Here is a 24,991-nt window from a genome sequence, read left to right on the forward strand (position 1 = left end):
GGGAGACCTTAGCCCTTGGCCGCAAGCTGCTTTTCGCGGGCTGCGCGCAGACGCTCGAAATCGTCGCCGGCAAGATAGCTAGACCGTGTCAGCGGGGTTGCCGACACCATCAGGAAGCCCTTGCCGCGCGCGAGGCGCTCATAGGTTTTGAATTCCTCGGGTGTCACAAAGCGTTCGAGCTTGGCATGGCGCGGGGTCGGCTGCAGATATTGGCCGATGGTGATGAAATCGATATCGGCCGAGCGCATGTCGTCCATCACGGTTGCGACTTCCACCTTGTCTTCGCCGAGGCCGACCATGATGCCGGATTTGGTGAAGATCGAGGGATCGATCCGCTTCACGGTATCCAGAAGCTTCAGCGAGTGATAATAGCGCGCACCGGGCCGGATGCGGGTGTAAAGGCGTGGCACGGTTTCAAGATTGTGGTTGAATACATCGGGCTTCGCCGCAATCACACGCTCCAGCGCACCGGGCTTGTTACGGAAGTCGGGTGTCAGGATTTCGACCGTGGTCTCAGGGCTGCGCTTCCTCAGTTCCTCGATCACGCGAACGAACTGCTGGGCGCCGCCGTCCTCGAGGTCATCGCGGTCCACGGACGTGATAACGATATGTTTCAGGCCCATCGCGGCGCAAGCTTCGGCTGTGCGGACGGGCTCCAGCGGATCAACCGCCATCGGGCGGCCGGTCTTCACATTACAGAAGGCGCAGGCGCGGGTGCAGGTGTCGCCGAGGATCATCACCGTGGCGTGCTTCTGCTGCCAGCAGGTACCGATATTCGGGCACGCCGCTTCCTCACACACCGTGTGGAGCTTCAGGTCGCGCATCAGTTTGCGCGTCTCGTTATAGCCCTTGGAGGTCGGTGCCTTGACGCGAATCCACTCGGGTTTGCGCTGGAAGGTCTGCTTGTCTTCTGGCTTGTTCATGTCGTCTTTCCGCCGGATGGTGAAGCGCATCCGATATCAGGATCGAGTTGGGCCGGGGCCTCGTGGGGCCCCGCCAGTCAGGCGTCATATGCGCTGTGCCCGCCGCCAAGTCAATGCCGGCGGCAGCCGGCTCACCTAGAAGTGCAAGGCCCGCCCGTAAGCGCTGAGCACGGATTCGTGCATCATCTCGGAAAGCGTCGGATGCGGGAATACCGTGTGCATCAGCTCGGCTTCGGTGGTCTCGAGCGTGCGGGCAACCACATAGCCCTGGATCAGTTCGGTGACTTCTGCGCCCACCATATGCGCGCCCAAGAGTTCGCCGGTCTTGGCGTCGAAGATCGTTTTCACGAAGCCTTCGGTCTCGCCCAGCGCAATCGCCTTGCCGTTGCCGATGAAGGGGAACTTGCCAACCTTGAGCTCGTAGCCCGCGGCCTTGGCTTTCTCTTCCGTGAGGCCGACAGATGCCACCTGCGGACGGCAATAGGTGCAGCCCGGGATATTGCCCTTGTCCATCGGATGCAGGCCCTTGAGGCCGGCGATCTTCTCAACCGCGATCACGCCTTCATGGCTGGCCTTGTGGGCGAGCCAGGGGGCGCCGGTCACGTCGCCGATGGCCCAGAAGCCATCAACACCGGTGAAGCCCCATTCGTCGGTGACGATATGGCCGCGGTCGGTTTTGATGCCGACTTTCTCGAGCCCGATACCTTCGGTGTTGCCCGCGATGCCGATGGCGAGGATGACACGGTCAACGGTGATTTCGGTCTTCTTGCCCTTCTCGTCCACAACGCAGGTCACGCTGTCCTTGCCCTTCTTGAGCTCGGTCACGCTTGCCGATGTCATCAGCTTCATGCCCTGCTTCTTGAAGCTGTCAGCGGCGAAGGCCGACACTTCATGATCTTCAACAGGCAGCACGCGGTCCATCATCTCGACAACCGTCACCTCGGCACCCATTTCGCGGTAGAAGCTCGCGAACTCGATCCCGATGGCGCCCGAGCCGATCACCAGAAGCGATTTCGGCATGGTCTTCGGGGTCATGGCATGCTTGTAGGTCCACACCAGTTCGCCGTCGGCCTTCAGGTGCGGCAGCTCACGCGCGCGGGCGCCGGTGGCGATCATGATATTCTTGGCCGAAACGGCCGTCGTCTTGCCGTCCTTGCCCTTCACCGAAAGGCTGCCTTTGCCGGCAATCGCGGCTTCGCCCTCGATATGGACAACCTTGTTCTTCTTGAACAGGTGCTTGATGCCGGACGACAGCTGGTTGGCGATGCCGCGGCTGCGCTTGACGATGCCCTCGAGATCGAAGCCGATGCCTTCAGCCTTCAGGCCGAAATCCTTGGCATGCTTCATCAGGTGGTAAACTTCGGCAGAACGCAGCAGCGCTTTCGTCGGGATGCAGCCCCAGTTGAGGCAGATACCGCCCAGATGCTCGCGCTCCACGCACGCGACCTTCAGGCCAAGCTGCGAAGCACGGATGGCGGCAACGTAACCGCCGGGGCCGCCGCCGACGACGACGAGATCGTAAGTGTCGCTCATGGGGTCGCCCTCCTTACAGCAGCATCGTTACGGGGTCTTCGATCAGCACCTTGAAGGCGGCGAGGAACTCGGCCCCCACGGCACCGTCAATGGCGCGGTGATCGCACGACAGCGTCACGCTCATGACCGTGGCAACAGCCAGTGCGCCGTCTTTCACTACCGGGCGCTGTTCGCCCGAGCCGACCGCGAGGATCGCGCCCTGCGGCGGGTTCACAACAGCGCCGAATTCCTTGATACCGTACATGCCGAGGTTCGAGATCGAGAAGGTGCCGCCGGCATAGTCTTCCGGCATCAGCTTGCCGTCCTTGGCCTTGCCCGCCAGTTCCTTCACTTCGTTCGAGATGTCGGCGAGGCCTTTGCCGTCTGCGCCGCGCACGACCGGGGTCACAAGGCCGCCTTCAATGGCTACCGCCACCGAAATATCGGCGCGCTCGTACCAGTACATCTTGTCGCCCGCGAACTGGACATTCGCTGCCGGTACTTTCTTCAGCGCCAGCGCCGAGGCGCGGATGATGAAGTCATTGACCGAAAGCTTGGTGCCGGTGCCATCGAGCTTCTTGTTCAGCTCACCGCGCAGCTTCAGAAGCTTGTCGAGCTCGCAGTCGATCGTCAGGTAGAAGTGCGGCACATGCTGCTTCGATTCCGTCAGGCGGCGCGCGATGGTCTTGCGCATGCCCGAAAGCTTTTCTTCATGGTACGGAATGCCGTCATGCGGCCCGTAAACCGGTGCGGCGCCAACGGCCGGTGCGCCAGCAGCGGGTGCAGCGGCAGGTGCTGGGGCAGCGGCAGGCTTCGCGGCGGTGCCGCCGGCCATTGCAGCTTCCACGTCAGCCTTCACCACGCGGCCTTTGGGGCCCGAGCCAGCGATTGCCGCGATATCGACGCCAGCCTGATTGGCGATGCGGCGCGCGAGCGGCGAGGCGAAGACGCGGTCACCGTCATGTTTGGCAGGCGCTACAGCAGGGGCCGGGGCCGCAGCGGGTGCGGCGGCAGGCGCAGGTGCTGCTTCAGCTTTCGGGGCTTCAGGTGCTTTCGGGGCGGCAGCACCTGCACCAGCGGTCGCGGAGCTGACATCTTCGCCCTCTTCCGCCAGCACAGCGATAATCTGGCCGACCGGCACGTCTTCCGCGCCTTCAGCGACAAGTATCTTGGCGACCACGCCATCATCGATGCTTTCGACTTCCATCGTCGCCTTGTCGGTTTCAATCTCGGCAATCACATCGCCCGAGGAAACCGTGTCGCCTTCCTTGACGAGCCATTTGGCGAGCGTGCCTTTCTCCATGGTCGGAGACAGGGCGGGCATGAAGATTTCGATAGCCATGTTTGTAACTCCGTCCGGATCAGTCTTTATAGCAGACGGCTTTCGCCGCCTTCACGATGTCGCCGGCATTCAGAAGCGCCAGTTTCTCGAGATTGTTGGCATAGGGCAGCGGCACATCGACGTTGGTGGCGCGCGTTACCGGTGCGTCCAGCCAGTCGAAGGCCTTTTCCATCAGCTGGGCCGACACTTCGGAGGATACCGAACAGGTCGGCCAGCCTTCTTCCGCCACCACGCAGCGGTTGGTTTTCTTCACGCTTTCGATCACGGTATCGATGTCGAGCGGACGGATGGTGCGCAGGTCGATGACCTCGGCCGAAATGCCCTCTTCCGCCAGCTTGTCAGCGGCCTTGAGCGATTCACCCACAGCGATCGAGTAGGAAACGATGGTCACGTCGGTGCCTTCACGGCAGACGCGGGCCTTGCCGATCGGCAATACATAATCGTCAAGCTCCGGCACATCGAAGCTTTCGCCGTAGAGAAGCTCGTTTTCAAGGAACACAACCGGGTTCGGGTTGCGGATTGCCGCCTTCAGGAGGCCTTTGGCATCAGCAGCGTCATAGGGTGCGATGACGATGAGGCCGGGTACATGGGCGTACCAGGACGCATAGTTCTGGCTGTGCTGGGCGCCAACGCGGGCAGCGGCGCCGTTCGGGCCGCGGAACACGATCGGGCTCGATACCAGACCACCCGACATATAACGCGTCTTGGCGGACGAGTTGATGATATGGTCGATGGCCTGCATGGCGAAGTTGAAGGTCATGAATTCGATGACCGGCTTCAGGCCGGCGAAGGCCGCACCCGAACCCAGGCCCGCAAAGCCGTGTTCGGTGATCGGGGTATCGATCACGCGGTCCGGACCAAATTCCTGCAGAAGGCCCTGGGTCACTTTGTAGGCACCCTGATATTCGGCCACTTCCTCGCCCATCACGAAGACATTGCCGTCCTTGCGCATTTCCTCGGCCATGGCATCGCGGAGCGCTTCACGCACCGTTGTCGATACCATTTTGGTGCCGGCCGGAATGGCGGGGTCAGCCACCGCAACGCTGGTGACGGGCGCCTTTGGCGTGGCTTCGAACACTTCTTCCTGCTTCGGCGCGGGGGCTGCAGCAGGTGCGAGTACCGTGGCCGGTTTCACGTCCGATGCGTCTTCGCCTTCTTCGGCGATGACAACAATCGGGGTGCCAACCGCCACATCTTCGCTGCCTTCGGCAACAAGGATTTTGGCAACCGTGCCTTCGTCAACGGCTTCGACCTCCATCGTCGCCTTGTCGGTTTCGATCTCGGCGATCACATCGCCGGATTTGATCGTATCGCCTTCCTTGACCAGCCATTTGGCAAGGGTGCCTTTTTCCATGGTCGGCGACAGCGCCGGCATCGTGATTTCAATTGCCATGATGTCTGGTTCCTCAGGCGAGTACGTCGGTGTAAAGCTCGGCCGCGTCGGGCTCGGGGCTCTCGGTGGCGAAGGCGGCGGCATCTGCCACCAGCGCTTTCAGCTCTTTGTCCATTTCCTTCAGGGCTGTCTCGTCGGCGTGGCCGCCATCAAGGAGCAGCTCGCGCAGTTGCTCGATCGGGTCACGCTCGGCGCGCATCTTCTGCACTTCGTCCTTGGTGCGATATTTCGCCGGGTCGGACATGGAGTGACCGCGGTAACGGTAAGTCTTCATCTCAAGGATCATCGGGCCGTTGCCGGCGCGGCAATGCGCCACGGCTTCGTCCATCGCGGCGCGGACCGCCAGCACATTCATGCCGTCAACCTGCTTGCCGGGGATCTTGAAGCTTTCGCCGCGGCGGAACAGTTCAATTTCCGAGCTTGCACGAGCGACCGAGGTGCCCATGGCATACTGGTTGTTCTCGATCAGATAGATGACTGGCAGGTTCCAGAGGCGCGCCATGTTGAAGCTCTCGTAAACCTGGCCCTGGTTCGCGGCGCCGTCACCGAAATAGGCCACCGCCACATTGTCTGTTTTCTTGTATTTGGCCGCAAAAGCGAGGCCAGTGCCGAGCGAGACCTGAGCGCCCACAATGCCGTGGCCGCCATAGAAGCCCTTGGCGGGGTCGAACATATGCATCGAGCCGCCCTTGCCTCGCGAACAACCGCCGGAACGGCCGGTCAGTTCAGCCATCACGCCTTTGGGATCGCAGCCGGCCGCCATCATGTGGCCGTGCTCGCGGTAGCCGGTGATGACGGCGTCGCCATCTTTCAGTGCGGACTGGACGCCCACACACACCGCTTCCTGACCGATGTAGAGGTGGCAGAAGCCACCGATCAGGCCCATGCCGTACATCTGGCCGGCTTTTTCTTCAAAGCGGCGCACAAGCAGCATGTCGCGGTAAAATTTCAGGAGTTCCTCGGGGGAGGCTTCGTAAACGGCGGGCTTGGAAGCGCGACGGGCCCGCCCTGCGGATTTATTGGAAGATGTGGACGCGTTCATTTGAGCCTCTGAATCTTGGAGACGTTGGAGAGGTTCGGCAATGTATCGTAATGGCGCCCCGCGCAGATAGCACAAGGCCCCTCATTCCCTCGTCACCATCTTTAACGCTAAAGACGGCAATTGGCAATACAGACTAACTTACTGTTTTATAACGAAAATAATCTATTAACTGAGTTTTTGTTAATAGTAATCAGCGGGTCAGGATGACCAGTTCGTCCGGATTGGCGAAGCCGAGACGGTCGCGGACTTCTTCTTCCAATAGGTCGGGATCGAGCGACTGGTTGTTGAAGGCTTCGATACGGTCTTCAACGCGAATACGCTCAGCGCGTGCCTCAGTCGCCATCGCATGCAGCTCAACGGCGCGAACATCCAGCGCACGCAGGGCCGAAAGGCTCGCGTCACCCTGGAAGGCGTGATAGCCGAAATAGGCAATGAGAAACAGCCAGACCATGGTGATCCATGACTGTCCCAGAAGCTTCGGCAATGACGCGACTTTGTTCATATAGGGAGCATCGCACAAGAGATTCGGCGCCGCAAGGGGTGACCCGTACGGCGCCAGTGGATTGTGATCGGGTCAGCGGCGAAGGATCGTACGGCCGGCGTAGATCGCCTGCCCGCCGAGTTGCTCCTCGATACGGATCAGCTGATTGTATTTGGCAAGCCGGTCAGAACGCGCCAGCGAGCCGGTCTTGATCTGGCCGCAGTTCTTGGCAACGGCAAGGTCGGCAATGGTCGAATCCTCGGTTTCGCCCGAACGGTGCGACATCACCGAGGTGTAGCGCGCGCGGTGCGCCATCTCGACCGCCTGGAAGGTCTCGGTCAGCGTACCGATCTGGTTGACCTTCACAAGGATCGAGTTGGCAACGCCCTGCTCGATGCCATCAGCAAGGCGCGCCGGGTTGGTCACGAAAAGATCATCGCCGACGAGCTGGCATTTGGAGCCGATCTTGTCGGTCAGCAGTTTCCAGCCGGCCCAGTCGTCCTCGGCCATGCCGTCTTCGATCGAGATGATTGGATAATTGGCAACGAGGTTGGCCCAGTAATCGACCATGCCGGCGCTATCGAGCGTCTTGCCTTCGCCCTTGAGGACATATTTGCCGTCCTTGAAGAATTCGGTCGAGGCAGCGTCAAGGGCGAGATAGATGTCCTCGCCCGGCTTATAGCCGGCGCTTTCGATGGCCTTCAGGATGAAATCGAGAGCATCATTGGTGCCGTTCAGGTTCGGCGCAAAGCCGCCTTCGTCACCGACGGCGGTATTGTGGCCGGCGGCTTTCAACTTCGATTTCAGTTCATGGAAAATCTCGGCGCCGATGCGGATGGCGTCCGTGCAGCTGTCGGCATTCACCGGCATGATCATGAATTCCTGCACATCGATCGGGTTGTCGGCATGTTCGCCGCCATTGATGATATTCATCATCGGTACTGGCAGGATATGGGCCGACGGGCCGCCGAGGTAACGGTAAAGCGGCAGGCCACAGCTTTCAGCCGAGGCCTTGGCGACAGCGAGCGACACGCCAAGGATGGCGTTGGCGCCAAGGCGGCTCTTGTTCTCGGTGCCGTCCACTTCGCGCATGATCTCGTCAATCGCGATCTGGTCTTCGCTATCGAGGCCGACGAGCGCGTCGAAAATCTCGCCGTTCACCGATTCAACGGCCTTGAGGACGCCCTTGCCGCGATAACGGCCTTCGCCGTCGCGCAGTTCTACTGCTTCGTGGGCACCGGTCGATGCGCCCGAAGGCACTGCGGCGCGGCCGAACGAGCCGTCTTCCAGCAGAACATCAACTTCAACGGTGGGGTTGCCGCGGCTGTCGAGAATTTCACGACCGAGGATATCGATAATGGCGCTCATGGGAGTGTCCTCAAGTGAGAATTGGGGAAGGGTCCGGCGCCAGTCATAGCCATAAAGCCTTGCGGCTGGCAACAGGGAAGGCACGGATGCAGCAGCATTTGACAGGGGCTGGTCCCTCCCCTAGCCTCGCTCCCGGGAATTCCGGGATGGTCAAGGGGGTGCCGTCATGGCTCTGGGCAGCGCATTTGAAACGCACGAGGTCTTCAACCAGACCCCGCTTTACGACGGCATCAATCTGTACACCAGCGACGCTGCCCTGATGGCTGCTGTGAAGGCTGAAGGCGCCGATTGGGCGGGTGACCGGCTGACCGCATTTGGCGCAGAGCTTGGCCGGGCTGAGCTCTTTGACGAAGGCGAGCGTGCCAACCGTTTTCTGCCGGAACTGAAGGGGCACGACAGTCGCGGCCACCGGCAGGATCTCGTTGAGTTTCATCCGAGCTATCACCGTTTCATGGGCATCTCGAAGCGCGAGCATATCCATTGCGGCGCCTTCGATGGTCTTGCGAGCGACGCTCGCCCCAAGGCGTCGGGTGTCGGTGTCGCGCGCGCCGCACGGCATTATATGATGAGCCAGGTTGAGGCCGGCCATATCTGCCCGATCACCATGACACATGCCGCCATCCCCGCCATCGCGCAGGAGCCTTCGCTGGCGGCAACCTGGCTGCCGAAGATATTGTCGCCGTCCTACGACCCCGCCCTGAAGCCGATGACCGAGAAATCCGGCGTGACCATCGGCATGGGCATGACCGAAAAACAGGGCGGCACCGATGTCCGCGCCAATACGAGCGTTGCAAGGCCCACAGGCGCACGCGGGCCGGGTGAGGCTTATCTCGTCACCGGACACAAATGGTTCATGTCTGCTCCCATGTGCGATGCCTTTCTGGTACTGGCGCAGGCCGAAGGCGGGCTCTCTGTCTTCCTGATGCCGCGTTTCCGGGCGGATGGCAGCCTGAATGGCCTGCGGTTCCAGCGGCTGAAAAATAAACTCGGCAACAAGTCAAACGCGTCGTCGGAGGTCGAGTTCCATGACGCCGAAGCCTATCTGATCGGGGAGGAAGGCCGCGGCATCCGCAACATCATGACAATGGCGCACTATACGCGGCTCGATTGCGCGCTCGGGTCCGCCGGGCTGATGCGGCAGGCCTTCTCGCGTGCGATCCATCACGCCGCCCACCGGCAGGTTTTCCAGAAGCGCCTTGTCGACCAGCCGATGATGACGGGCGTGCTTGCCGATCTCGCGCTCGAGGTTGATGCAGCAACCCATCTGGCCCTGCGGCTTGCCGGCGCCTTCGAGCGGCATGACAATGAAGCCGAACAGGCCTTTGCCCGCCTGATGACGCCGGTTGCCAAATACTGGATCACCAAGCGCGGCCCTGTCCTTGGCTATGAAGCCATGGAATGCCTTGGGGGCAACGGTTATGTGGAGGACGGGATCAATGCCCGTATCTACCGCGAGCTGCCGGTCAATTCGATCTGGGAAGGCACTGGCAGTGTGATGTGCCTTGATGTGTTCCGCGTGATGACGCGCGAACCCGATGCTGTGGCTGCAACCCTTGCCGTGCTTGAAGCCGCTGCTGGGAGAGACCGCTATTATGACGCCCTTCTCGACAGCCTGAAGGACCGGATCGCCAGTCATTCGCTTGGTGAGCGCGACGGTCGCTGGCTCACCGAAAGCCTCGCCCTCCTCACCTCCGCCGCCATCCTTATGGAGCGTGCCGCGGCGCCGGTTGCCGAAGGCTATCTCGTCAACCGACTGGCCCCGCGCGCGACGCCTGCGTCGTTCGGTATTCTTTCAAGCGGGACGGATGCCCGCGCCATTCTTGAAGCTTCTGTCCCCACCTTTCTGAGTTAAGGAATCACTGATGAAGAAACTTGTTCCCTTTGCTGCCGCTGTCCTCGCCCTTGCGCCCTTTGCCTACGCGGATGACGCGTCGGACGCCGCCCGCACTTACCGTCAGGCCAACGAGGCCCGCATCATTGGCGATTTCGTGTCGCTTCTCTCGATGCCGAACGTTGCCACCAACAAGGCCGACATGGATGTGAACGCTGAATGGATCACGGCTTACCTCACCAGTCGCGGGTTCATGAGCGAGACGGTCTCGGCTGGCGGCGCGCCCTATATCATTGCCGAGCGCAAGGTGCCGGGTGCCACCAAGACGCTGCTTATCTATGCGCATTTCGATGGCCAGCCGGTGCAGGAAGAAGAATGGGCAAGCCCGCCTTTCACCCCGACATTGCGGGACGGCATGGTCGTGAACGGCGCGAAAGTGCTGGATATGCAAGAAGCACTCGCTGGCACCATTAACCCCGAATGGCGGCTTTATGCCCGCTCGGCAGGTGACGACAAGGCCCCGATCATTGCGGTCGCAGCAGCCCTTGATGCGCTCGACAAGGCAGGTATTGCGCCGAGTGCGAACATCAAGCTGCTGCTGGACGGCGAGGAAGAACAGGGCAACCCGACGCTTGAAGCGGTTCTTGCCGCCCACAAGGGCAAGCTCGACGCCGATATCCTCCTGTTCTGCGACGGCCCCATGCACCAGAGCCGGCAGCGCCAACTGGTGTTTGGCGTGCGCGGCACCACCGAAGTGCAGATAACGACCTATGGTGCCGAACGGCCGCTTCACAGCGGGCATTATGGCAGCTGGGCCCCAAGCCCGATTTCCGATCTTTCCCGCCTTGTGGCAAGCATGAGCAAGGAAGACGGCACGCTGACAGTGAAGGGCATCGACAAGGGCCTTCGCCCGGTCACAAAGGCCGAGAAGGCTGCCATCGCGGCAATGCCGAATATCGATGACAAGCTGAAGGCCGATCTGGCGCTTGGCCGTACGCTTGGCAATGGCCAGCGTGTCGAAGAAAGCGTCATGAAGCCCGCGCTGATCGTGACCGGTTTCAATGCAGGTGGCACCGGTGACCGCGCCAGCAATACCGTGGTGCCGCGGGCCACAGCGGCCATCAATTTCCGGCTCGCACCCGGCCAGACCCCGGAAAGCGTGCGCGAGGCCATCGACAGTCACATTCAGGCACAGGGCTTTTTCCTGACGGAAGAGGAGCCGACCGCCGATGTGCGCCGCGCCCACGCCAAGGTTGCCAAGGTGCAATGGGGGTCAGGCTACCCGGCTTTCCGCACCGATCTTGATAGCCCTGCCACTCGCAAACTGATCGGGCTTCTGGATGGCATCGACGGTGAGGCGACACTGCTGACGCCCACGATGGGGGGCAGTCTGCCGATCCATATCTTCTCGACCGCCATGCCGACCATGCCGATTGTCATCCTGCCTGTGGCCAATCATGACAATAACCAGCACGGCGAAAACGAGAATATGCGAATCCAGAATCTGTGGGACGCGATCGAGATTTATGCGACCGTCATCGCGGGTTACGGAAAATAACAGATCATGGGGGTCAACATAATGAAATCGTTAAAGACATTGCTGCTGTCGGCAGCGCTTGGCACGGCGGCGATTGCGCCGCTTGCGAATGCAGCGGACCCGGGCGAGGAAGTGATTGCCCGCGTCCTGGCTACCGGCGCCAAGCCACCGGTCATGGCGCCGGCGCGGGGTGACGAGGCACAGGGGCCTTACGGGCAGCTGCTGATCACCAATGTGAATATCATTGATGGCACGGGCGCCCCCACACAGGGCCCCTATTCCATCCTGATTGAAGGCAACAGGATCGTCAGCATTGGCGAGGCGTCGGGTGGTGCAGCGGCGAAGTCAGCAGCGCGGATAATCGACGGCGAAGGCGGCTATATCCTGCCGGGCTTCATCGACACGCACGACCATATCGGCACGCCGAACCATATCTATGGTGGGGAACTGACGGACCCCGGCTATGTGTTCAAGCTGATGCTGGCGCACGGCATCACCACGATCCGCGACGTGGGTTCCATGATGGGCCTGAAATGGACACTTGAGCACAAGAAGCTTAGCGAGGAAGGCAAGATCACCGCCCCGCGCGTTGTATCCTACGCCGTGTTCCCGGCCAAAACGGCAACGGTTGAGGAAGCCGTCAAATGGGTGAAGGCGGTTCACAAAACGGGCGCTGACGGCGTGAAGTTCCTCGGCGCCGATCCGAAGGTGTTTGCCGCCGCCATCAAGGAAATCAATGCCCTTGGCATGGGCTCGGCCTATCACCATTCGCAGACGTCAGTGACGCGCCACAATGCGCTCGATTCCGCGCGGCTTGGCGTGCAGAGCATCGAGCATTGGTACGGCCTGCCCGAAGCCATGTTCGAGGATCGCACCGTCCAGCATTATCCGAACGACTATAATTACAATAACGAGCAGGACCGGTTCGGTCAGGCCGGGCGCCTGTGGCAACAGACTGCCAAGCCGGGGTCGGAGCGCTGGAACAGCACGATCAGGGAACTGGTCGAGCTTGACGTCACGCTTGACCCGACCTTCTCGATCTATGAAGCCTCCCGCGACCTGATGCGGGCCCGCACACAGGAATGGCTGCCGGATTATGGCATGCCCTATATCCTGAAGGCGTTCGAGGCGAACCCCGAGGCGCACGGCTCTTTCTTCTTCAACTGGACAACAGCGGACGAGATTGCCTGGCGGCAGAATTACGAACTGTGGATGCAGTTCGTGCGGGACTTCAAGAATGCCGGTGGACGTGTGACCGTGGGGCCTGATACCGGCTTCATCTACAGCATCTATGGCTTCGGCTATGTCCGCGAGCTCGAGATGCTGCAGGAAGCAGGTTTCCACCCGCTTGAGGTCATCCGCGCCGCCACGCTGAACGGTGCCGAACTGCTGCGCAAGGAAGATGATTATGGCACCGTTGCGGTCGGCAAACGGGCTGATCTGGTGCTGGTGAAGGAAAATCTGCTGGCGAATTTCAAGCAGCTCTATGGCACCGGATTCCCGCACTATGACTTCGAAACGCACCAGAATGTGCGCACGAACGGCATCCGCTATACGATCCGTGATGGCATCGTCTTCGATGTACCGAAGCTGCTGGAACAGGTGCGGGATGCCGTGAAGGCCAAGAATGCGGAATATAGTGCGAAGGCGGACTGACCAGGTCAGGACGGCTTTTTGAAAGACTGCCGCGCCGAGGCCACCTCGGCGCGGATCACGCATCCCTCGGCATGATCGTTCACAAGCCCCATCGCCTGCATGAAGGCGAAAACGGTCGTAGGCCCGACGAATTGCCAGCCCCGCTTCTTCAGTTCTTTCGACAAGGCCTTTGAAACATCGGTGATCGACGCTGTTTGGGGCGCGCCGAGCGTTGACGGGTCTTGCTCGAACCGCCAGATGAAGGCTGCAATCGAGCCCTCTTTGGCGACCATCTCGATCGCACGCTTGGCGTTGTTGATTGTCGCCTCGATTTTACCCCGGTGGCGCACGATGCCGGCGTCGGCAAGCAACCGTTCGACATCGCTTTCATCGAAGCCAGCTACCTTGTTGAAATCGAAGCCTGCGAAGGCCATGCGGAAATTTTCGCGCTTGGCAAGGATCGTCCGCCAGCTGAGGCCGGACTGGAAGCTTTCAAGGCAGAGCTTTTCAAAAAGCCGGATATCATCCGCCACGGGGAAGCCCCATTCGCAGTCATGATAATCGAAGAATTCAGGGGCGGCGGCGCACCAGCCGCAGCGCGGGCGGCCATCCGGGCCTTGAACGGTTTTGGTCATGGCTTGGGCCTCCCTTCAAAGAGGGCCCTGCCCCGAGCCCTCAGATCTTTTTCACGAATTCCGACTTAAGGCCCATCTGGCCGATGCCGTCAATCTTGCAGTCGATATCGTGATCGCCGTCCACGAGGCGAATATTCTTCACCTTGGTGCCAACCTTGACGACAAGCGACGAGCCCTTGACCTTCAGGTCCTTGATCACGGTGACCGTGTCGCCGTCGGTCAGCACATTGCCATTGGCATCGCGCACTTCCTTGGCCCCGTCAGCGGCACCTTCACTGCCCGGCGCCCATTCATGGGCACATTCCGGGCAGATGAACAGCGCGCCGTCCTCATAGGCATAGGGCGACTGGCACTTGGGACAAGCAGGGATACCGCTCATCAGACGAGCCGGCTCTGTTCGACCGCCGCCTTGATGAAGCTTGCGAACAGCGGATGCGGGTCAAAGGGTTTGGATTTCAGTTCCGGGTGGAACTGCACGCCGATGAACCAGGGGTGATCGGCGATTTCCATGATTTCCGGCAGTTCACCGTCCGGCGACATGCCCGAGAAAAGCACACCTGCTTCTTCAAGCTGCTTCACATAGCCGATGTTCACCTCGTAGCGGTGACGGTGGCGTTCCGAAATATCGGTCGAGCCATAGATGCCGGCGACTTTCGAATTGTGCTTCAGCTTGGCAGGATAGGCACCAAGGCGCATCGTGCCGCCAAGATCGGTCTCGGCGGTGCGCTTTTCAACGCTGCCGTCATCCTTCACCCATTCGGTGATTAGGCCGACAACCGGCTCTTTCGGCTCGCCGAATTCGCTCGACCCGGCTTCCGCGATCCCGGCCATGTTGCGGGCGGCCTCGATGGTTGCCATCTGCATGCCGAGGCAGATACCGAAATAGGGAATCTTGTTCTCGCGCGCGAAACGGGCGGCTGCGATCTTGCCTTCGGTGCCGCGCTTGCCGAAGCCGCCAGGCACAAGGATCGCGTCCACGTCTTCAAGCCGGCTGACGGCGTCTGCCTGCTCGAAAATTTCGGATTCGATCCATTCGATATTCACTTTCACCCGGTTGGCGATGCCGCCGTGGACAATCGCTTCAGAGAGCGATTTGTAGGCGTCGAGCAGTCCGGTGTATTTGCCGACAACGGCGATGGTGACTTCGCCTTCCGGGTTTTTCACGCGGTCGACGATATCTTCCCAGCGCGACAGGTTCGGCTTTTCGGAATGCGCGAGGCCAAAGGCCTTCAGCACTTCCACATCCAGCCCTTCGCGGTGATAGCTGATCGGCACTTCATAGATGTTCGAAACGTCAAGCGCGGGGATCACGGCGCTGGCCGGCACATTGCAGAAGAGCGACATCTTGCGGCGGTCGCTATCCGGGATCGGATGCTCGGCGCGGCAGACAAGGATATCCGGCTGGATACCGATGGAGCGCAGCTCTTTCACGCTATGCTGGGTCGGCTTGGTTTTCAGCTCACCCGCGGCGGCCAGATACGGCACAAGCGTGAGGTGAACGAAGATCGAGCGGCCTTTGCCAAGCTCGATCGAAAGCTGGCGAATCGCTTCCATGAAGGGCATGGCTTCGATGTCACCGGCAGTGCCGCCGATTTCACACAGCATGAAGTCGATACCATCGGTTTCGGCCAGCGCGAACTCCTTGATCGCCTCTGTCACGTGCGGGATCACCTGCACGGTGGCGCCCAGATAGTCGCCCCGACGCTCTTTCTGAATGATGTTCGAATAGATACGGCCCGAGGTGATGTTGTCGCTCTGGCGGCTCGACACGCCGGTGAAGCGCTCATAATGACCAAGGTCGAGGTCGGTTTCGGCGCCGTCGTCCGTTACATAGACTTCGCCGTGCTGGTAGGGGCTCATGGTGCCCGGGTCGACGTTCAGATAGGGATCGAATTTGCGAAGGCGGACCGAATAGCCGCGAGCCTGCAACAGAGCCCCGAGCGATGCCGACAGAAGGCCTTTCCCCAGCGAACTGACAACCCCGCCCGTGATGAAAATATAGCGCGTCATGATCCCTCACTCACATCAATACAAAACCCGGCCCCATGCATCCCTTCGCTTTCACACGAAAGACTGCGGACGGGGCCGCAGCTTGAAACCTACTATAAATACGCTCTCACAAAAGGAAACGGGGGCCGCTGCCCCCGTTCGACCGAAGTCGCTTAATTGCCGCCATCCTCGGGGATGGTGGGCATTTCAGGAAGTTGGGCGCCGCCCTCTTCCTGGGTCACCGGGGCTGCCTGTTCGGCGGCTTCGATGACGCTGTTGTCCGTTTTCTTGTGGGTGGCGTACCAGCCCAGAAGCAGCGAATTGGCGATGAACACGATGGCGAGCCACCGTGTCGTCTTGGTCAGGAGGTCGCCGGCGCCTCGCGCAGTCATCAGGCCGCCTGCCCCGCCACCGATGCCCAGCGCACCGCCCTCGGAGCGTTGCAGCAGGATCACGCCAACGAGCGCAATCGCGACAATCAGGTGGATACTGAGAAGTACGGCTTCCATCGGCCAACCTTTCAACACTTCGCATGGATACACGGGGCATGAACTTCATACCCCGATCAAAGCGCGCTTTCTAGACAAAAGCCGACCGTTTGCCAAGCCCTAAGTACGGCTTTTTATTCGCTCAGCGCCACGCGCCAATAATGGCGTCGAAATCTGCGGCCTTGAGGCTGGCGCCACCAACAAGCGCACCATTCACATTGGCGACCGACATCAGCTCTTTCGCATTGTCGGGCTTCACCGAGCCACCATAGAGGATGCGGATCATCGATCCAGCGGCGGCGCCGAAGCGCGCGACGAGCTTTTCGCGGATGGCGCCGTGGATCGCTTCCACGTCCGCCGCACTCGGCGTGCGGCCGGTGCCGATGGCCCAGACGGGCTCATAGGCGATGACAAGGCGGTCGGTATCGATGTCGGCGGGAATCGACCCGGCAAGCTGCCCGCTCACGATTTCAACCTCGCGGCCTGCTACGCGCTCTGCTTCGGTTTCACCAACGCAGATGATGACCGGAAGGCCGGCAGCCTGCACGGCGGCTGCCTTCGCTGCCACGTCTGCGTCTGTCTCGCCGTGATCGGCGCGGCGCTCCGAATGGCCGACGATGACGAAGCTTGCCCCGGAATCCGCCAGCATCGGCGCAGAAACGTCGCCAGTGTGGGCACCCGATGCCTTGGCGTGGCAATCCTGCGCACCGATGGCAACGCTAGTGCCTGCAGCGGCGTCAGCAAGGCTCGCCACCAGCGTGAAAGGCGGGCAGATCAGCACATCGCAACCGGCGGGTGCCGCCTTCAGGCGGGCTGCCAGATCGGCAATTTCACTGCTGCTGGCTTTGAGGCCATTCATTTTCCAGTTGCCGGCGGCCAGTGGTTTTGGTGCGCGCATCGGGCATCTCCTCGGGATCATTGGGGTATTGAATTATTGGTATTGATTATTTTCCATCTGCTCGTAGCAAATAGCGCCGCCCGAAGCCAGCCTGAAACGACCGCGGACACCTTCGAGAAATAGGCGAAATCGCATGTTGCGGGGCCGCACACTGCCCCTTATGATGCGCGCCCAACCGCATGTCCGGCAAGGCCGCATGCGCTTTAAACGAATGATAAGAATACGGGAGCAACGGCGTATGCTGTTCAATATGCGCAAAGCGTCCATGACCAAGGTTATCGCGACACCGCTGATGGCGATCCTGATCGTAGCCTTTGCCATCTGGGGCATTGGCCCCGGCATCCTGACCGGCGACAATTCGAAGGTCGCAACGGTCGGCGAGCAGGAAATCACCACCCAGAAGTTTGCCAACACGGTGCAGAGCCGCGCCCAGCAGCTGCAGGTTCAGTTTGGCGGCCAGATGGGTACGGCTGAACTCATCAAGGCGCTTAATCTGGACTACCAGATTCTGCAGCAGATGGTGACGGAAGCGGCGGTGATGGAACATGCCCGCAATCTTGGCCTGCGCCCGACCGACCAGCAGATCGCAGAAGAACTGACCTCGATCGAAGCCTTCCGCACACCGGATGGCCGCTTCAGCCAGGCGATGATGGATACCGCCCTGCAGCGCGCCGGCATGACGCAGAAAGACCTGCTGACCGACCTGCGCGGCCTCGTGACTCGCCAGCAGCTGGTGGACGCCATGACCTCTGCCTCGCCCGTGCCGCTTGAAATGGCACGCGAGCTATATGTATGGCGCGCCGAGCGCCGGGCCGCGTCGATGATCACCTTCAAGGCCAGCGACATTGCCGACGTGCCCGCGCCCACCGACGAAGCGATGAACACCTACTATGAAGCCAACAAGAACAGCTTCATGACGCCCGAGCGCCGCACCTACCGCTATATCCTTCTCACGCCTGCCCGCTTTGAAAAGGATGTGGAGCTGACGGACGCCGATATCGAACTCGCTTACGAAGACCGGGCAAGCGACTATATCCAGCCCGAGCTGCGCGGCATCCAGGAAGTGACCCTGCCGTCGAAAGAAGCCGCTGACGCGCTGATCGCAGCCGTTAACGCCGGCGAGGACTTTGTGAAGGCAGCTGCCGCCGCCTCAAAGTTCACCGAGGAAGAGATCGACCTTGGCGACCTGACGAAGGAAGACATTGCACGCGATTACGGCGATGCCGCCGCTGACGCTGTATTCGCCCTTGTTGATGGCACCGTGACCGAAGCCATCGAAGGCGGTGCCGGCTGGAACGTCTTCCGCGTTTCGGGCATCACCCAGGGCAAAACCAAGACGCTGGAAAGTGTTCGCGAGGAACTCGTTACTGCACTTACGCAGGAACATGCCATCGACAAGATGTTCGATTTCGTGCCCGAGATCGAAGACGCTCTTGCTGCGGACGGTTCGATTGCGGCTGTTGCTGAAAAGCTGAGCCTTGATGCGGCGACCGTTACGCTTGTCGACCGCGACGGCCTCAATGCAAACGGCACCCCGGCAATTTCGAGCGCGGAAGAAGCCCGTATCCATCAGGCCGCCTTCACCGCTGAAATGGGCCAGGAACCGGAAGTGACCGACCTTGATCCGCAGGACAACACCAAGGGCCTCTTTGTGATGGCGCTGGATGAGGTCAAGGAACCGGAACTGAAGCCGTTCGAGGAAGTCGCTGCCAGCGTGCGCGAACGCCTCATCGTCGACGCCAAGCAAGAGGCCGCCGGCGCGCTTGCCGAAGCTGCCGTTGAACGGATGAAGGCCGGTGAAACGCCCGAAGCCGTTGCGGCTGACCTTGGTGGCACTTCGCTTGATGCCCGCAACGTGACCCGTTCAGCACAGGAACAATCGAGCCTGTCGGATTCGATCCGTGCCCTGATCTTTGATCTCAAGAAAGACGAAGTGGCGACCGACCGCTCGGCCGACAACGATGGTTATGTGGTTGTACGCGTCAACGAGATCGTTGCCGGCGATCCGGAAAAGGCAACGACCGAAGTCGCTAGCCTGCAGGATGGTATCGCGCGCGGCCTGATGGATGAGCTTTTGGGCCAGTATCAGCATTGGCTCCTTGAGCAGTACAAGCCCGAGGTCAACAATGCTGTGGTCACCCAGCTCTTCCGCAAGGACGCCGAGTGACATGAGCCTGGCCGACGGTCGGAAAGCCATCCCTACAGTCGTCTCCCGCGCTTTCGTCGCGGATCTCGACACGCCAGTTTCAGCTTATCTGAAACTGGCGGTGGGTGAACGTTACAGCTGCCTTCTCGAATCCGTGGAAGGTGGCGAAACGCGAGGCCGTTATTCGATCATCGGCCTTCGGCCCGATCTCCTGTGGCGCGTAAGGAACGGTAAGGCGGAACTTTGCACCGATGTGGTTGCAAGCCCGCAGGTCTTCGCACCCCTGCCCGATGCGCCGCTGCAGTCGCTGCGCCAGCTGCTGGCCGATAACCAGATCGACCTGCCAGCCGGCCTGCCGCCGATGGCTGCCGGGATTGTCGGCTATATGGGTTATGACATGGTCCGCCAGATGGAACCGCTGGGGCCGGGCAAGCCCGACAAGCTGGGTCTGTCGACTTCCCTGTTCATCCGCCCGACCGTGATGGCGATTTTCGACAGCGTGACGAACCTCATCACCATCGTGGTGCCGGTGCGTGATGCGGAAGGTTTCAAGGCTGCTGACGCCCTGATCGACATGATGATGGACCGGCTGAATGCGCCCCTGCCCTTGCTGGCATCAGCAAGCGTGGATGCGGGTGCGCTCGAAGCCGCTGTACCCGTGTCGAACACGAGCCCGGAACGTTACGAGGAAATGGTCAGGACGGCGCAAGATTATATTCTGGCCGGTGACATCTTCCAGGTGGTGCTGAGCCAGCGGTTCAGCCTGCCTTTCACCTTGCCGCCTTTCGCGCTTTACCGGGCCCTGCGCCGGACGAACCCGTCGCCCTTCATGTATCATCTGGCGTTTGACGATGTGTCCATCGTCGGCTCGAGCCCTGAAATCCTCGTGCGCCTGCGCGAAGGTGAAGTGACGATCCGCCCGATTGCCGGCACACGCCGCCGCGGTGCCAGTGCGGAAGAAGACGCTGCCCTCATGGCGGACCTGTTGGCGGACCCCAAGGAGCTTTCGGAGCATCTGATGCTTCTCGATCTCGGCCGCAACGATGTGGGCCGTGTTGCCAAGGCAGGCAGCGTGAAGGTAACGGCGCAGAACACGATCGAACTTTACAGCCACGTGATGCATATCGTCTCGAATGTTGTGGGCGACCTTGACCCCACCCATGATGCCATCGATGCCCTCTCCGCCGGTTTCCCTGCCGGTACGGTTTCGGGTGCCCCGAAGGTGCGGGCGATGGAGATCATCGATGAGCTGGAAACCGATGCACGTGGGCCTTATGCCGGTGCGGTCGGCTATTTCAGCGCAGGCGGTGATATGGATACCTGCATTGTCTTGCGCACCGCGATCCTCAAGGATGGCGTGATGCATGTGCAATCGGGCGCCGGGGTGGTGGCTGATTCCGTGCCAGCCAGTGAACAGCGCGAATGCGAGCAAAAGGCCGGTGCCCTGATCGCCGCCGCGCGCGAGGCCATCCGGTTCGCCACGTCCAATCGCGGCTGATCCCTGTACTTATCTTGAAACGTTTGCAGCCCGTGCAGCCTCTGCGCGGGCTGTTGTTTCTTCCTGCACAAGCTGGCTGAGCGGCACAAGCACAAAGCCGCGTGCCTCAAGCCCCTTGCGCCATTCGCGAAGCGTCTGGATGGTTTCCGGATACGGGTGGCCAATGGCAATGGCTGAACCATGGCTGCGCGCGCGGCGTTCGGCCTCTGCAAGCTGCTTCAGGATGGCCTTTGGGTCACGCACGTTATCAAGGAAAACATCGCGCCGCGCATAAGGCACCCCCGCGAGGGCCGCTTCCCGCGCGCCCTGGCTTTTCGAGGTGGTGAGGCTGTCGAGGAACAAAAGTCCCCGCGCCTTCAGGGCCGTCATGACGGCAGCCATGGCGTCTGACCGCGCCGTCAGGCCGCTGCCCATATGATTGTTGATGCCAACGAAGCCGTCGAAGCGGCTGAGGTTCCAGTCAATCCGGCGTTTGAATTCATCTTTCGAAAGCCCAGAGAGAAGCGCATTGGGGCCTGGATCGTATCCGGCGGCAGCAGGCTCCATCGGCAAATGCACCAGCAGCTCATGGCCCGCATGATGTGCCCTGCGTGTCTGTGCGGCCAGATTTTCAGCGTATGGCAGGAAGGCAAGCGTGATCGGGCCGGGAATGGCGATCAGATCGTCCGTCGCATTTTCCTGCAGGCCGAGATCATCGATAACGATGGCGAGCTTGGGTGCGTTCGTCATTACGCTTGCCATGGCGTTGCGCCGCCATGCCGGCACGCCCTTCACGGCTTGCGGCGGTTGCGCGACAGGCTGCGTGGCAGACTCTGCCCCGATATCATCGGAAATGGTTGCTGCGGCTGGCGGCGCGGGTTCATTCGCCTCGAAGATCTCTTCCGGGGTTGGCGCTGCGGATTTCTGCGTGACCGCAACGACCGGCGGCGGTAGCGGCTCCTGCCGGTCGCTGATCACCTGATAGAGGCCGACAACGATGGCCAGAACCACAATCGCATAAAGCCCGCCCGCGATCTTGAGGCCGGAACTGACCTTCGGCACTTTCGGCTTCGGATGGCGCCGCTTGCGGCTTTTCCAGTCGGCTGCCGGTTCAGGCGCAGGTGCTGGCGTAGGCATAGGCGCCTCATCGAGGCTCAGTTCCATCTGCGGGGCACTCTGCGGCTGTCGCTTCAAGATATTGTCGCTGCGGCGAGAACCCGTCACCGGCTGTAACTCCCTACCATTTGAACGGCCTTTTCTGCGATAAGCCTGCCAGAAGGATTGACAATCGCCGCGAATACCGCATTGTCCGATGCACGTTTGCCAACAGCCTCCGGGACATTACCCCAGTTAAAGCCATGTATATCCTGATCGATAATTACGACAGCTTCACCTACAATTTGTACCACTATTTCGTCGAAAAAGGGGCAGAGGTCACCGTGTACCGGAATGACCAGATTTCCGTGGCGGATGTGATGGCGCAAAAACCCGAAGGTATCATCCTGTCGCCCGGCCCTTGCACACCCAATGAAGCCGGCATCTGCCTTGACACGATCAAGGCAGTGACTGAAGCACCGCTGCCGCTGTTTGGCGTGTGTCTTGGCCATCAGGCCATCGGTCAGGCGTTTGGCGGCACCGTTTGCCGCGCACCCAAGGTGATGCACGGCAAGGTCAGCGAGATTACCCACAATGGCACCGGGCTTTTTGCCGGCCTGCCCTCGCCCTATGCCGCCACCCGCTATCATTCGCTGATCGTGGCGCGCGACGACCTGCCGGAATGCCTTGAGGTGACGTCCGAAACCGAAGACGGCCTGATCATGGGGCTGGCGCACAAAACGCTGCCGATCCACGGCGTGCAGTTCCACCCGGAAAGCATCGCGTCCGAACACGGCCATGCGCTTATCGCCAATTTCATGAAGATCGCCGCGGAGTTCGGCAAGTGACCGATTTCCGGCAGCATCTGGCCCGGCTTGCCGATGGCAAGGCGCTGACGACCGCCGATGCGCGGGATGCGTTCGACACGATCATGTCGGGCGGGGCTGATCTTGCCCAGATGGCCGCCTTTGTGATGGCGATGCGTGTGCGTGGCGAAACGGCGGATGAAATCGTCGGCGGCGCCGAGGTGCTGCGCGCCAAGGCTGGGCGTATTGAAGCCCCGGAAGGTGCGATCGACACCTGCGGTACGGGCGGCGACGAGCTTGGCACCTATAATATCTCCACCGCTGCCGCGATTGTGACGGCAGCAGCTGGCGTGCCCGTTGCCAAGCATGGCAACCGGTCGGTTTCCTCGAAATCGGGCTCGGCAGACGTCCTGATAGCGCTTGGAGCCAACCTTGAAATCCCCGAGTTCGCCAACGAACAGTCGATGCGCGAATATGGCTTTGCTTTCTTGTTTGCCCCGAGCCATCACCGCGCCATGCGCCACGTGGCGCCGGTGCGCGGCTCGCTGAAGCTTCGGACGATTTTCAATCTCCTCGGCCCCCTCGCCAACCCGGCGGGCACGAAGCGCCAGCTACTGGGGGTGTTTGACGAACGCTGGCTGGAGCCCATGGCTGAAGTGCTGAAACGCCTTGGCAGCGAGCATGTCTGGGTCGTGCACGGTGCCGACGGGCTTGATGAGCTGACGACAACGGCTGAAACCCATGTCGTCGAGATGAAAGATGGCGTCACCCACCGCTTCACCGTGACGCCCGAAGAAGTGGGCCTCAAGCGCGCATCAATCGCAGACCTCAAGGGCGGCGATGCTTCGGTGAATGCCGAGGCCATCCGCTCGCTTCTAGCGGGGCAAAAGTCCGCGTACCGTGATATCGTGCTCCTGAATACCGGGGCGGCCCTCACCGTTGGCGGGCGCACTGCAACCCTTCAGGAAGGCGTCGATCTGGCGCGCGAAACGATTGACAGCCGTAAAGCGGCCCACACGCTGGCCGACTGGATTGCCTATACGAACCGCTGGAAAGGCGACGAGACATGAGTGGTGCCCGCGATATTCTGGCTGAAATCTGCGATGCAAAGCGCGAGCATGTGGCGCGCCGCAAGCAGCAGGTCAGCCATGCCGAGCTCAGCGCCCGCGCGCTGGCCGCGAGCGAGCCCCGCGAATTCGCGCAGGCGCTGGTCGACCGCAGGAACGCTGGCGAGTATGGCTTCATCTGCGAAATCAAAAAGGCAAGCCCCTCGAAAGGCCTGATCCGCCCTGATTTCGATCCGCCTGCCCTTGCCCGCGCCTACGAAGCCGGCGGTGCTGCGTGCCTTTCCATTCTCACCGATATTCCCTATTTCCAGGGTGACGACAGCTATCTTGTGGCTGCCCGGGCCGCCGTATCGCTGCCGTGCCTGCGCAAGGATTTCATGGTCGATCCCTATCAGGTGGTGGAGGCCCGCGCCCTTGGCGCCGATTGCATCCTGCTGATCATGGCCGCACTCGATGACGGGCTGGCCCGTGAGCTGCAATATGCGGCCTTTGATCTTGGCATGGACGTGCTGATTGAAGTGCATGACCGGGCGGAGCTCGACCGTGCGCTCAAGCTTGATAGTTTGTTGATTGGCGTAAACAACCGCAATCTCAAGACGATGCAGGTCTCTCTTGAGACAACACTTGAGCTCGCGAAGCACGTGCCCGAGGATTGTATCCTTGTGGCGGAATCCGGCCTTGCAACACCCGCCGACCTCGCGGCCTGCGAAGCTGCCGGTGCCGGCTGCTTCCTGATCGGGGAGACATTCATGCGCCAGGACGATGTGACTGCAGCCGTCCGCGCCCTGCAGCGGCCCGTAGCGGCATGAGCAAGCTCACTCACCTTGATGACACTGGCGCCGCCCACATGGTGGATGTGGGTGCCAAGGCGGTGACCGAGCGCCGCGCGCTCGCGGTTGCTACCGTCACGATGCAGCCTGAAACGCTCAGGCTTATCATGGAAGGCGGCCTCCCGAAGGGCGACGTGATCGCCGCCGCACGCATTGCCGGCATCATGGCCGCCAAGGAAACCAGCCGCCTGATCCCGTTGTGTCACCCCTTGCCGATCACATCGGTGAAGCTTGATTTCGCGCCGCTTAGCGACACCAGCATTGGCATTGAAGCAACAGTGAAGGTCTCGGGCCAGACCGGGGTCGAGATGGAAGCCCTGACCGCCGTCAGCGTCGCGGCCCTCACGCTTTATGACATGGCAAAGGCTGTCGACAAGGGCATGGTCATTGGCGATATCCGCCTTCTTGAAAAAGATGGCGGCAAAAGCGGCCCGTGGCGCGCCGAGACCTGCTAGTCCCCTTCACTGCTTGACATTCAATCAAAAGGTGAACTAAA

Annotated in this window: 22 protein-coding genes; 9 read left to right on the top strand and 13 right to left on the bottom strand. The window is 60.9% G+C overall.

Annotated elements, in window-relative coordinates; translation table 11 throughout:
• Window positions 1–8 precede the first annotated feature (8 nt).
• The 7 genes from lipA to eno all read right to left on the bottom strand — a co-directional run bounded on the left by lipA (window position 9) and on the right by eno (window position 8,061).
• Window positions 9–923, bottom strand: a complete 915-nt coding sequence (gene lipA, locus PH603_RS10340) for a lipoyl synthase (RefSeq protein ID WP_289502448.1) — start codon at window positions 921–923, stop codon at window positions 9–11.
• A gap of 135 nt (window positions 924–1,058) precedes the next feature.
• Entirely contained in the window at window positions 1,059–2,456 is a 1,398-nt protein-coding gene (gene lpdA / locus PH603_RS10345) for a dihydrolipoyl dehydrogenase (protein WP_289502449.1), read from the bottom strand.
• 13 nt (window positions 2,457–2,469) lie between these two features.
• The gene (locus PH603_RS10350) at window positions 2,470–3,777 is read right to left on the bottom strand and encodes a pyruvate dehydrogenase complex dihydrolipoamide acetyltransferase (RefSeq protein ID WP_289502450.1); all 1,308 of its coding nucleotides are present in this window, start codon (window positions 3,775–3,777) and stop codon (window positions 2,470–2,472) included.
• 19 nt (window positions 3,778–3,796) lie between these two features.
• On the bottom strand, window positions 3,797–5,170 hold the full coding sequence (locus PH603_RS10355) for a pyruvate dehydrogenase complex E1 component subunit beta (RefSeq protein ID WP_289502451.1): 1,374 nt from the start codon (window positions 5,168–5,170) through the stop codon (window positions 3,797–3,799).
• A 13-nt stretch (window positions 5,171–5,183) separates the two neighbouring features.
• Window positions 5,184–6,212 (bottom strand): pyruvate dehydrogenase (acetyl-transferring) E1 component subunit alpha, encoded by a 1,029-nt coding sequence (pdhA, locus tag PH603_RS10360; protein ID WP_289502452.1) that lies wholly within the window; start codon window positions 6,210–6,212, stop codon window positions 5,184–5,186.
• Between the two features lie 190 nt (window positions 6,213–6,402).
• Complete coding sequence (locus PH603_RS10365) at window positions 6,403–6,714, bottom strand: FtsB family cell division protein (RefSeq protein ID WP_289502453.1); 312 nt, start codon at window positions 6,712–6,714, stop codon at window positions 6,403–6,405.
• A 72-nt stretch (window positions 6,715–6,786) separates the two neighbouring features.
• Window positions 6,787–8,061 carry a phosphopyruvate hydratase gene (eno, locus tag PH603_RS10370; protein WP_289502454.1) on the bottom strand — a complete coding sequence of 425 codons (1,275 nt, stop codon included), beginning with the start codon at window positions 8,059–8,061 and terminating at the stop codon, window positions 6,787–6,789.
• Between the two features lie 166 nt (window positions 8,062–8,227).
• On the opposite strand from eno, the gene PH603_RS10375 reads away from it, so the two are divergent.
• From PH603_RS10375 to PH603_RS10385, 3 genes are read left to right on the top strand one after another with little or no spacing between them, the layout of a single operon-like run.
• The gene (locus PH603_RS10375; protein WP_289502456.1) at window positions 8,228–9,913 is read left to right on the top strand and encodes an isovaleryl-CoA dehydrogenase; all 1,686 of its coding nucleotides are present in this window, start codon (window positions 8,228–8,230) and stop codon (window positions 9,911–9,913) included.
• A gap of 10 nt (window positions 9,914–9,923) precedes the next feature.
• Entirely contained in the window at window positions 9,924–11,450 is a 1,527-nt protein-coding gene (locus PH603_RS10380) for a M20/M25/M40 family metallo-hydrolase (protein ID WP_289502457.1), read from the top strand.
• 21 nt (window positions 11,451–11,471) lie between these two features.
• Window positions 11,472–13,085 carry an amidohydrolase family protein gene (locus PH603_RS10385; protein WP_289502458.1) on the top strand — a complete coding sequence of 538 codons (1,614 nt, stop codon included), beginning with the start codon at window positions 11,472–11,474 and terminating at the stop codon, window positions 13,083–13,085.
• 5 nt (window positions 13,086–13,090) lie between these two features.
• Here PH603_RS10385 and PH603_RS10390 read toward each other — a convergent pair whose 3' ends face one another.
• The 5 genes from PH603_RS10390 to tpiA form a co-directional block, all read right to left on the bottom strand.
• Complete coding sequence (locus PH603_RS10390) at window positions 13,091–13,699, bottom strand: DNA-3-methyladenine glycosylase I (protein ID WP_289502459.1); 609 nt, start codon at window positions 13,697–13,699, stop codon at window positions 13,091–13,093.
• A gap of 40 nt (window positions 13,700–13,739) precedes the next feature.
• Entirely contained in the window at window positions 13,740–14,078 is a 339-nt protein-coding gene (locus PH603_RS10395; protein WP_289502460.1) for a zinc ribbon domain-containing protein YjdM, read from the bottom strand.
• Entirely contained in the window at window positions 14,078–15,709 is a 1,632-nt protein-coding gene (gene pyrG / locus PH603_RS10400) for a CTP synthase (RefSeq protein WP_289502461.1), read from the bottom strand. Before pyrG ends, PH603_RS10395 begins: the two co-directional genes overlap by 1 nt.
• Window positions 15,710–15,861: 152 nt before the next feature.
• Window positions 15,862–16,197, bottom strand: a complete 336-nt coding sequence (secG, locus tag PH603_RS16535; protein ID WP_289502462.1) for a preprotein translocase subunit SecG — start codon at window positions 16,195–16,197, stop codon at window positions 15,862–15,864.
• A 121-nt stretch (window positions 16,198–16,318) separates the two neighbouring features.
• Window positions 16,319–17,074 (bottom strand): triose-phosphate isomerase, encoded by a 756-nt coding sequence (gene tpiA / locus PH603_RS10410; protein ID WP_289502463.1) that lies wholly within the window; start codon window positions 17,072–17,074, stop codon window positions 16,319–16,321.
• Window positions 17,075–17,312: 238 nt separating this feature from the next.
• On the opposite strand from tpiA, the gene PH603_RS10415 reads away from it, so the two are divergent.
• Both PH603_RS10415 and trpE read left to right on the top strand, forming a co-directional pair.
• Window positions 17,313–19,241 (top strand): SurA N-terminal domain-containing protein, encoded by a 1,929-nt coding sequence (locus PH603_RS10415; RefSeq protein WP_289502464.1) that lies wholly within the window; start codon window positions 17,313–17,315, stop codon window positions 19,239–19,241.
• A 1-nt stretch (window position 19,242) separates the two neighbouring features.
• Window positions 19,243–20,718 (top strand): anthranilate synthase component I, encoded by a 1,476-nt coding sequence (gene trpE, locus PH603_RS10420; protein WP_289502465.1) that lies wholly within the window; start codon window positions 19,243–19,245, stop codon window positions 20,716–20,718.
• A gap of 9 nt (window positions 20,719–20,727) precedes the next feature.
• Here the strand turns inward: trpE and PH603_RS10425 are convergent, their stop codons facing one another.
• The gene (locus PH603_RS10425; RefSeq protein ID WP_289502466.1) at window positions 20,728–21,834 is read right to left on the bottom strand and encodes a divergent polysaccharide deacetylase family protein; all 1,107 of its coding nucleotides are present in this window, start codon (window positions 21,832–21,834) and stop codon (window positions 20,728–20,730) included.
• Between the two features lie 221 nt (window positions 21,835–22,055).
• On the opposite strand from PH603_RS10425, the gene PH603_RS10430 reads away from it, so the two are divergent.
• Genes PH603_RS10430 through moaC form a run of 4 tightly spaced genes read left to right on the top strand, consistent with a single transcriptional unit; the run spans window position 22,056 to window position 24,950 of the window.
• Window positions 22,056–22,640 (top strand): anthranilate synthase component II, encoded by a 585-nt coding sequence (locus PH603_RS10430; protein ID WP_289502467.1) that lies wholly within the window; start codon window positions 22,056–22,058, stop codon window positions 22,638–22,640.
• Window positions 22,637–23,668, top strand: coding sequence for an anthranilate phosphoribosyltransferase (trpD, locus tag PH603_RS10435; protein WP_289502468.1), 1,032 nt, complete (start codon window positions 22,637–22,639; stop codon window positions 23,666–23,668). The genes PH603_RS10430 and trpD overlap by 4 nt, the downstream gene beginning before the upstream one ends.
• Window positions 23,665–24,474 carry an indole-3-glycerol phosphate synthase TrpC gene (trpC, locus tag PH603_RS10440; protein WP_289502469.1) on the top strand — a complete coding sequence of 270 codons (810 nt, stop codon included), beginning with the start codon at window positions 23,665–23,667 and terminating at the stop codon, window positions 24,472–24,474. The genes trpD and trpC overlap by 4 nt, the downstream gene beginning before the upstream one ends.
• A complete protein-coding gene (gene moaC, locus PH603_RS10445) occupies window positions 24,471–24,950 on the top strand; it encodes a cyclic pyranopterin monophosphate synthase MoaC (RefSeq protein ID WP_289502470.1) in 480 nt (159 codons plus the stop codon). Before trpC ends, moaC begins: the two co-directional genes overlap by 4 nt.
• Window positions 24,951–24,991: the final 41 nt, after the last annotated feature.

The organism is Gimibacter soli (assembly GCF_028463845.1).
GTDB lineage: Bacteria > Pseudomonadota > Alphaproteobacteria > Sphingomonadales > Kordiimonadaceae > Gimibacter > Gimibacter soli.

Bases quoted from the DNA above. Each gene is read 5' to 3' on its own strand.
- lipA (WP_289502448.1), bottom strand. From the start codon at position 923: ATGAACAAGCCAGAAGACAAGCAGACCTTCCAGCGCAAACCCGAGTGG.
- lpdA (WP_289502449.1), bottom strand. From the start codon at position 2,456: ATGAGCGACACTTACGATCTCGTCGTCGTCGGCGGCGGCCCCGGCGGT.
- PH603_RS10350 (WP_289502450.1), bottom strand. From the start codon at position 3,777: ATGGCTATCGAAATCTTCATGCCCGCCCTGTCTCCGACCATGGAGAAA.
- PH603_RS10355 (WP_289502451.1), bottom strand. From the start codon at position 5,170: ATGGCAATTGAAATCACGATGCCGGCGCTGTCGCCGACCATGGAAAAA.
- pdhA (WP_289502452.1), bottom strand. From the start codon at position 6,212: ATGAACGCGTCCACATCTTCCAATAAATCCGCAGGGCGGGCCCGTCGC.
- PH603_RS10365 (WP_289502453.1), bottom strand. From the start codon at position 6,714: ATGAACAAAGTCGCGTCATTGCCGAAGCTTCTGGGACAGTCATGGATC.
- eno (WP_289502454.1), bottom strand. From the start codon at position 8,061: ATGAGCGCCATTATCGATATCCTCGGTCGTGAAATTCTCGACAGCCGC.
- PH603_RS10375 (WP_289502456.1), top strand. From the start codon at position 8,228: ATGGCTCTGGGCAGCGCATTTGAAACGCACGAGGTCTTCAACCAGACC.
- PH603_RS10380 (WP_289502457.1), top strand. From the start codon at position 9,924: ATGAAGAAACTTGTTCCCTTTGCTGCCGCTGTCCTCGCCCTTGCGCCC.
- PH603_RS10385 (WP_289502458.1), top strand. From the start codon at position 11,472: ATGAAATCGTTAAAGACATTGCTGCTGTCGGCAGCGCTTGGCACGGCG.
- PH603_RS10390 (WP_289502459.1), bottom strand. From the start codon at position 13,699: ATGACCAAAACCGTTCAAGGCCCGGATGGCCGCCCGCGCTGCGGCTGG.
- PH603_RS10395 (WP_289502460.1), bottom strand. From the start codon at position 14,078: ATGAGCGGTATCCCTGCTTGTCCCAAGTGCCAGTCGCCCTATGCCTAT.
- pyrG (WP_289502461.1), bottom strand. From the start codon at position 15,709: ATGACGCGCTATATTTTCATCACGGGCGGGGTTGTCAGTTCGCTGGGG.
- secG (WP_289502462.1), bottom strand. From the start codon at position 16,197: ATGGAAGCCGTACTTCTCAGTATCCACCTGATTGTCGCGATTGCGCTC.
- tpiA (WP_289502463.1), bottom strand. From the start codon at position 17,074: ATGCGCGCACCAAAACCACTGGCCGCCGGCAACTGGAAAATGAATGGC.
- PH603_RS10415 (WP_289502464.1), top strand. From the start codon at position 17,313: ATGCTGTTCAATATGCGCAAAGCGTCCATGACCAAGGTTATCGCGACA.
- trpE (WP_289502465.1), top strand. From the start codon at position 19,243: ATGAGCCTGGCCGACGGTCGGAAAGCCATCCCTACAGTCGTCTCCCGC.
- PH603_RS10425 (WP_289502466.1), bottom strand. From the start codon at position 21,834: ATGCCTACGCCAGCACCTGCGCCTGAACCGGCAGCCGACTGGAAAAGC.
- PH603_RS10430 (WP_289502467.1), top strand. From the start codon at position 22,056: ATGTATATCCTGATCGATAATTACGACAGCTTCACCTACAATTTGTAC.
- trpC (WP_289502469.1), top strand. From the start codon at position 23,665: ATGAGTGGTGCCCGCGATATTCTGGCTGAAATCTGCGATGCAAAGCGC.
- moaC (WP_289502470.1), top strand. From the start codon at position 24,471: ATGAGCAAGCTCACTCACCTTGATGACACTGGCGCCGCCCACATGGTG.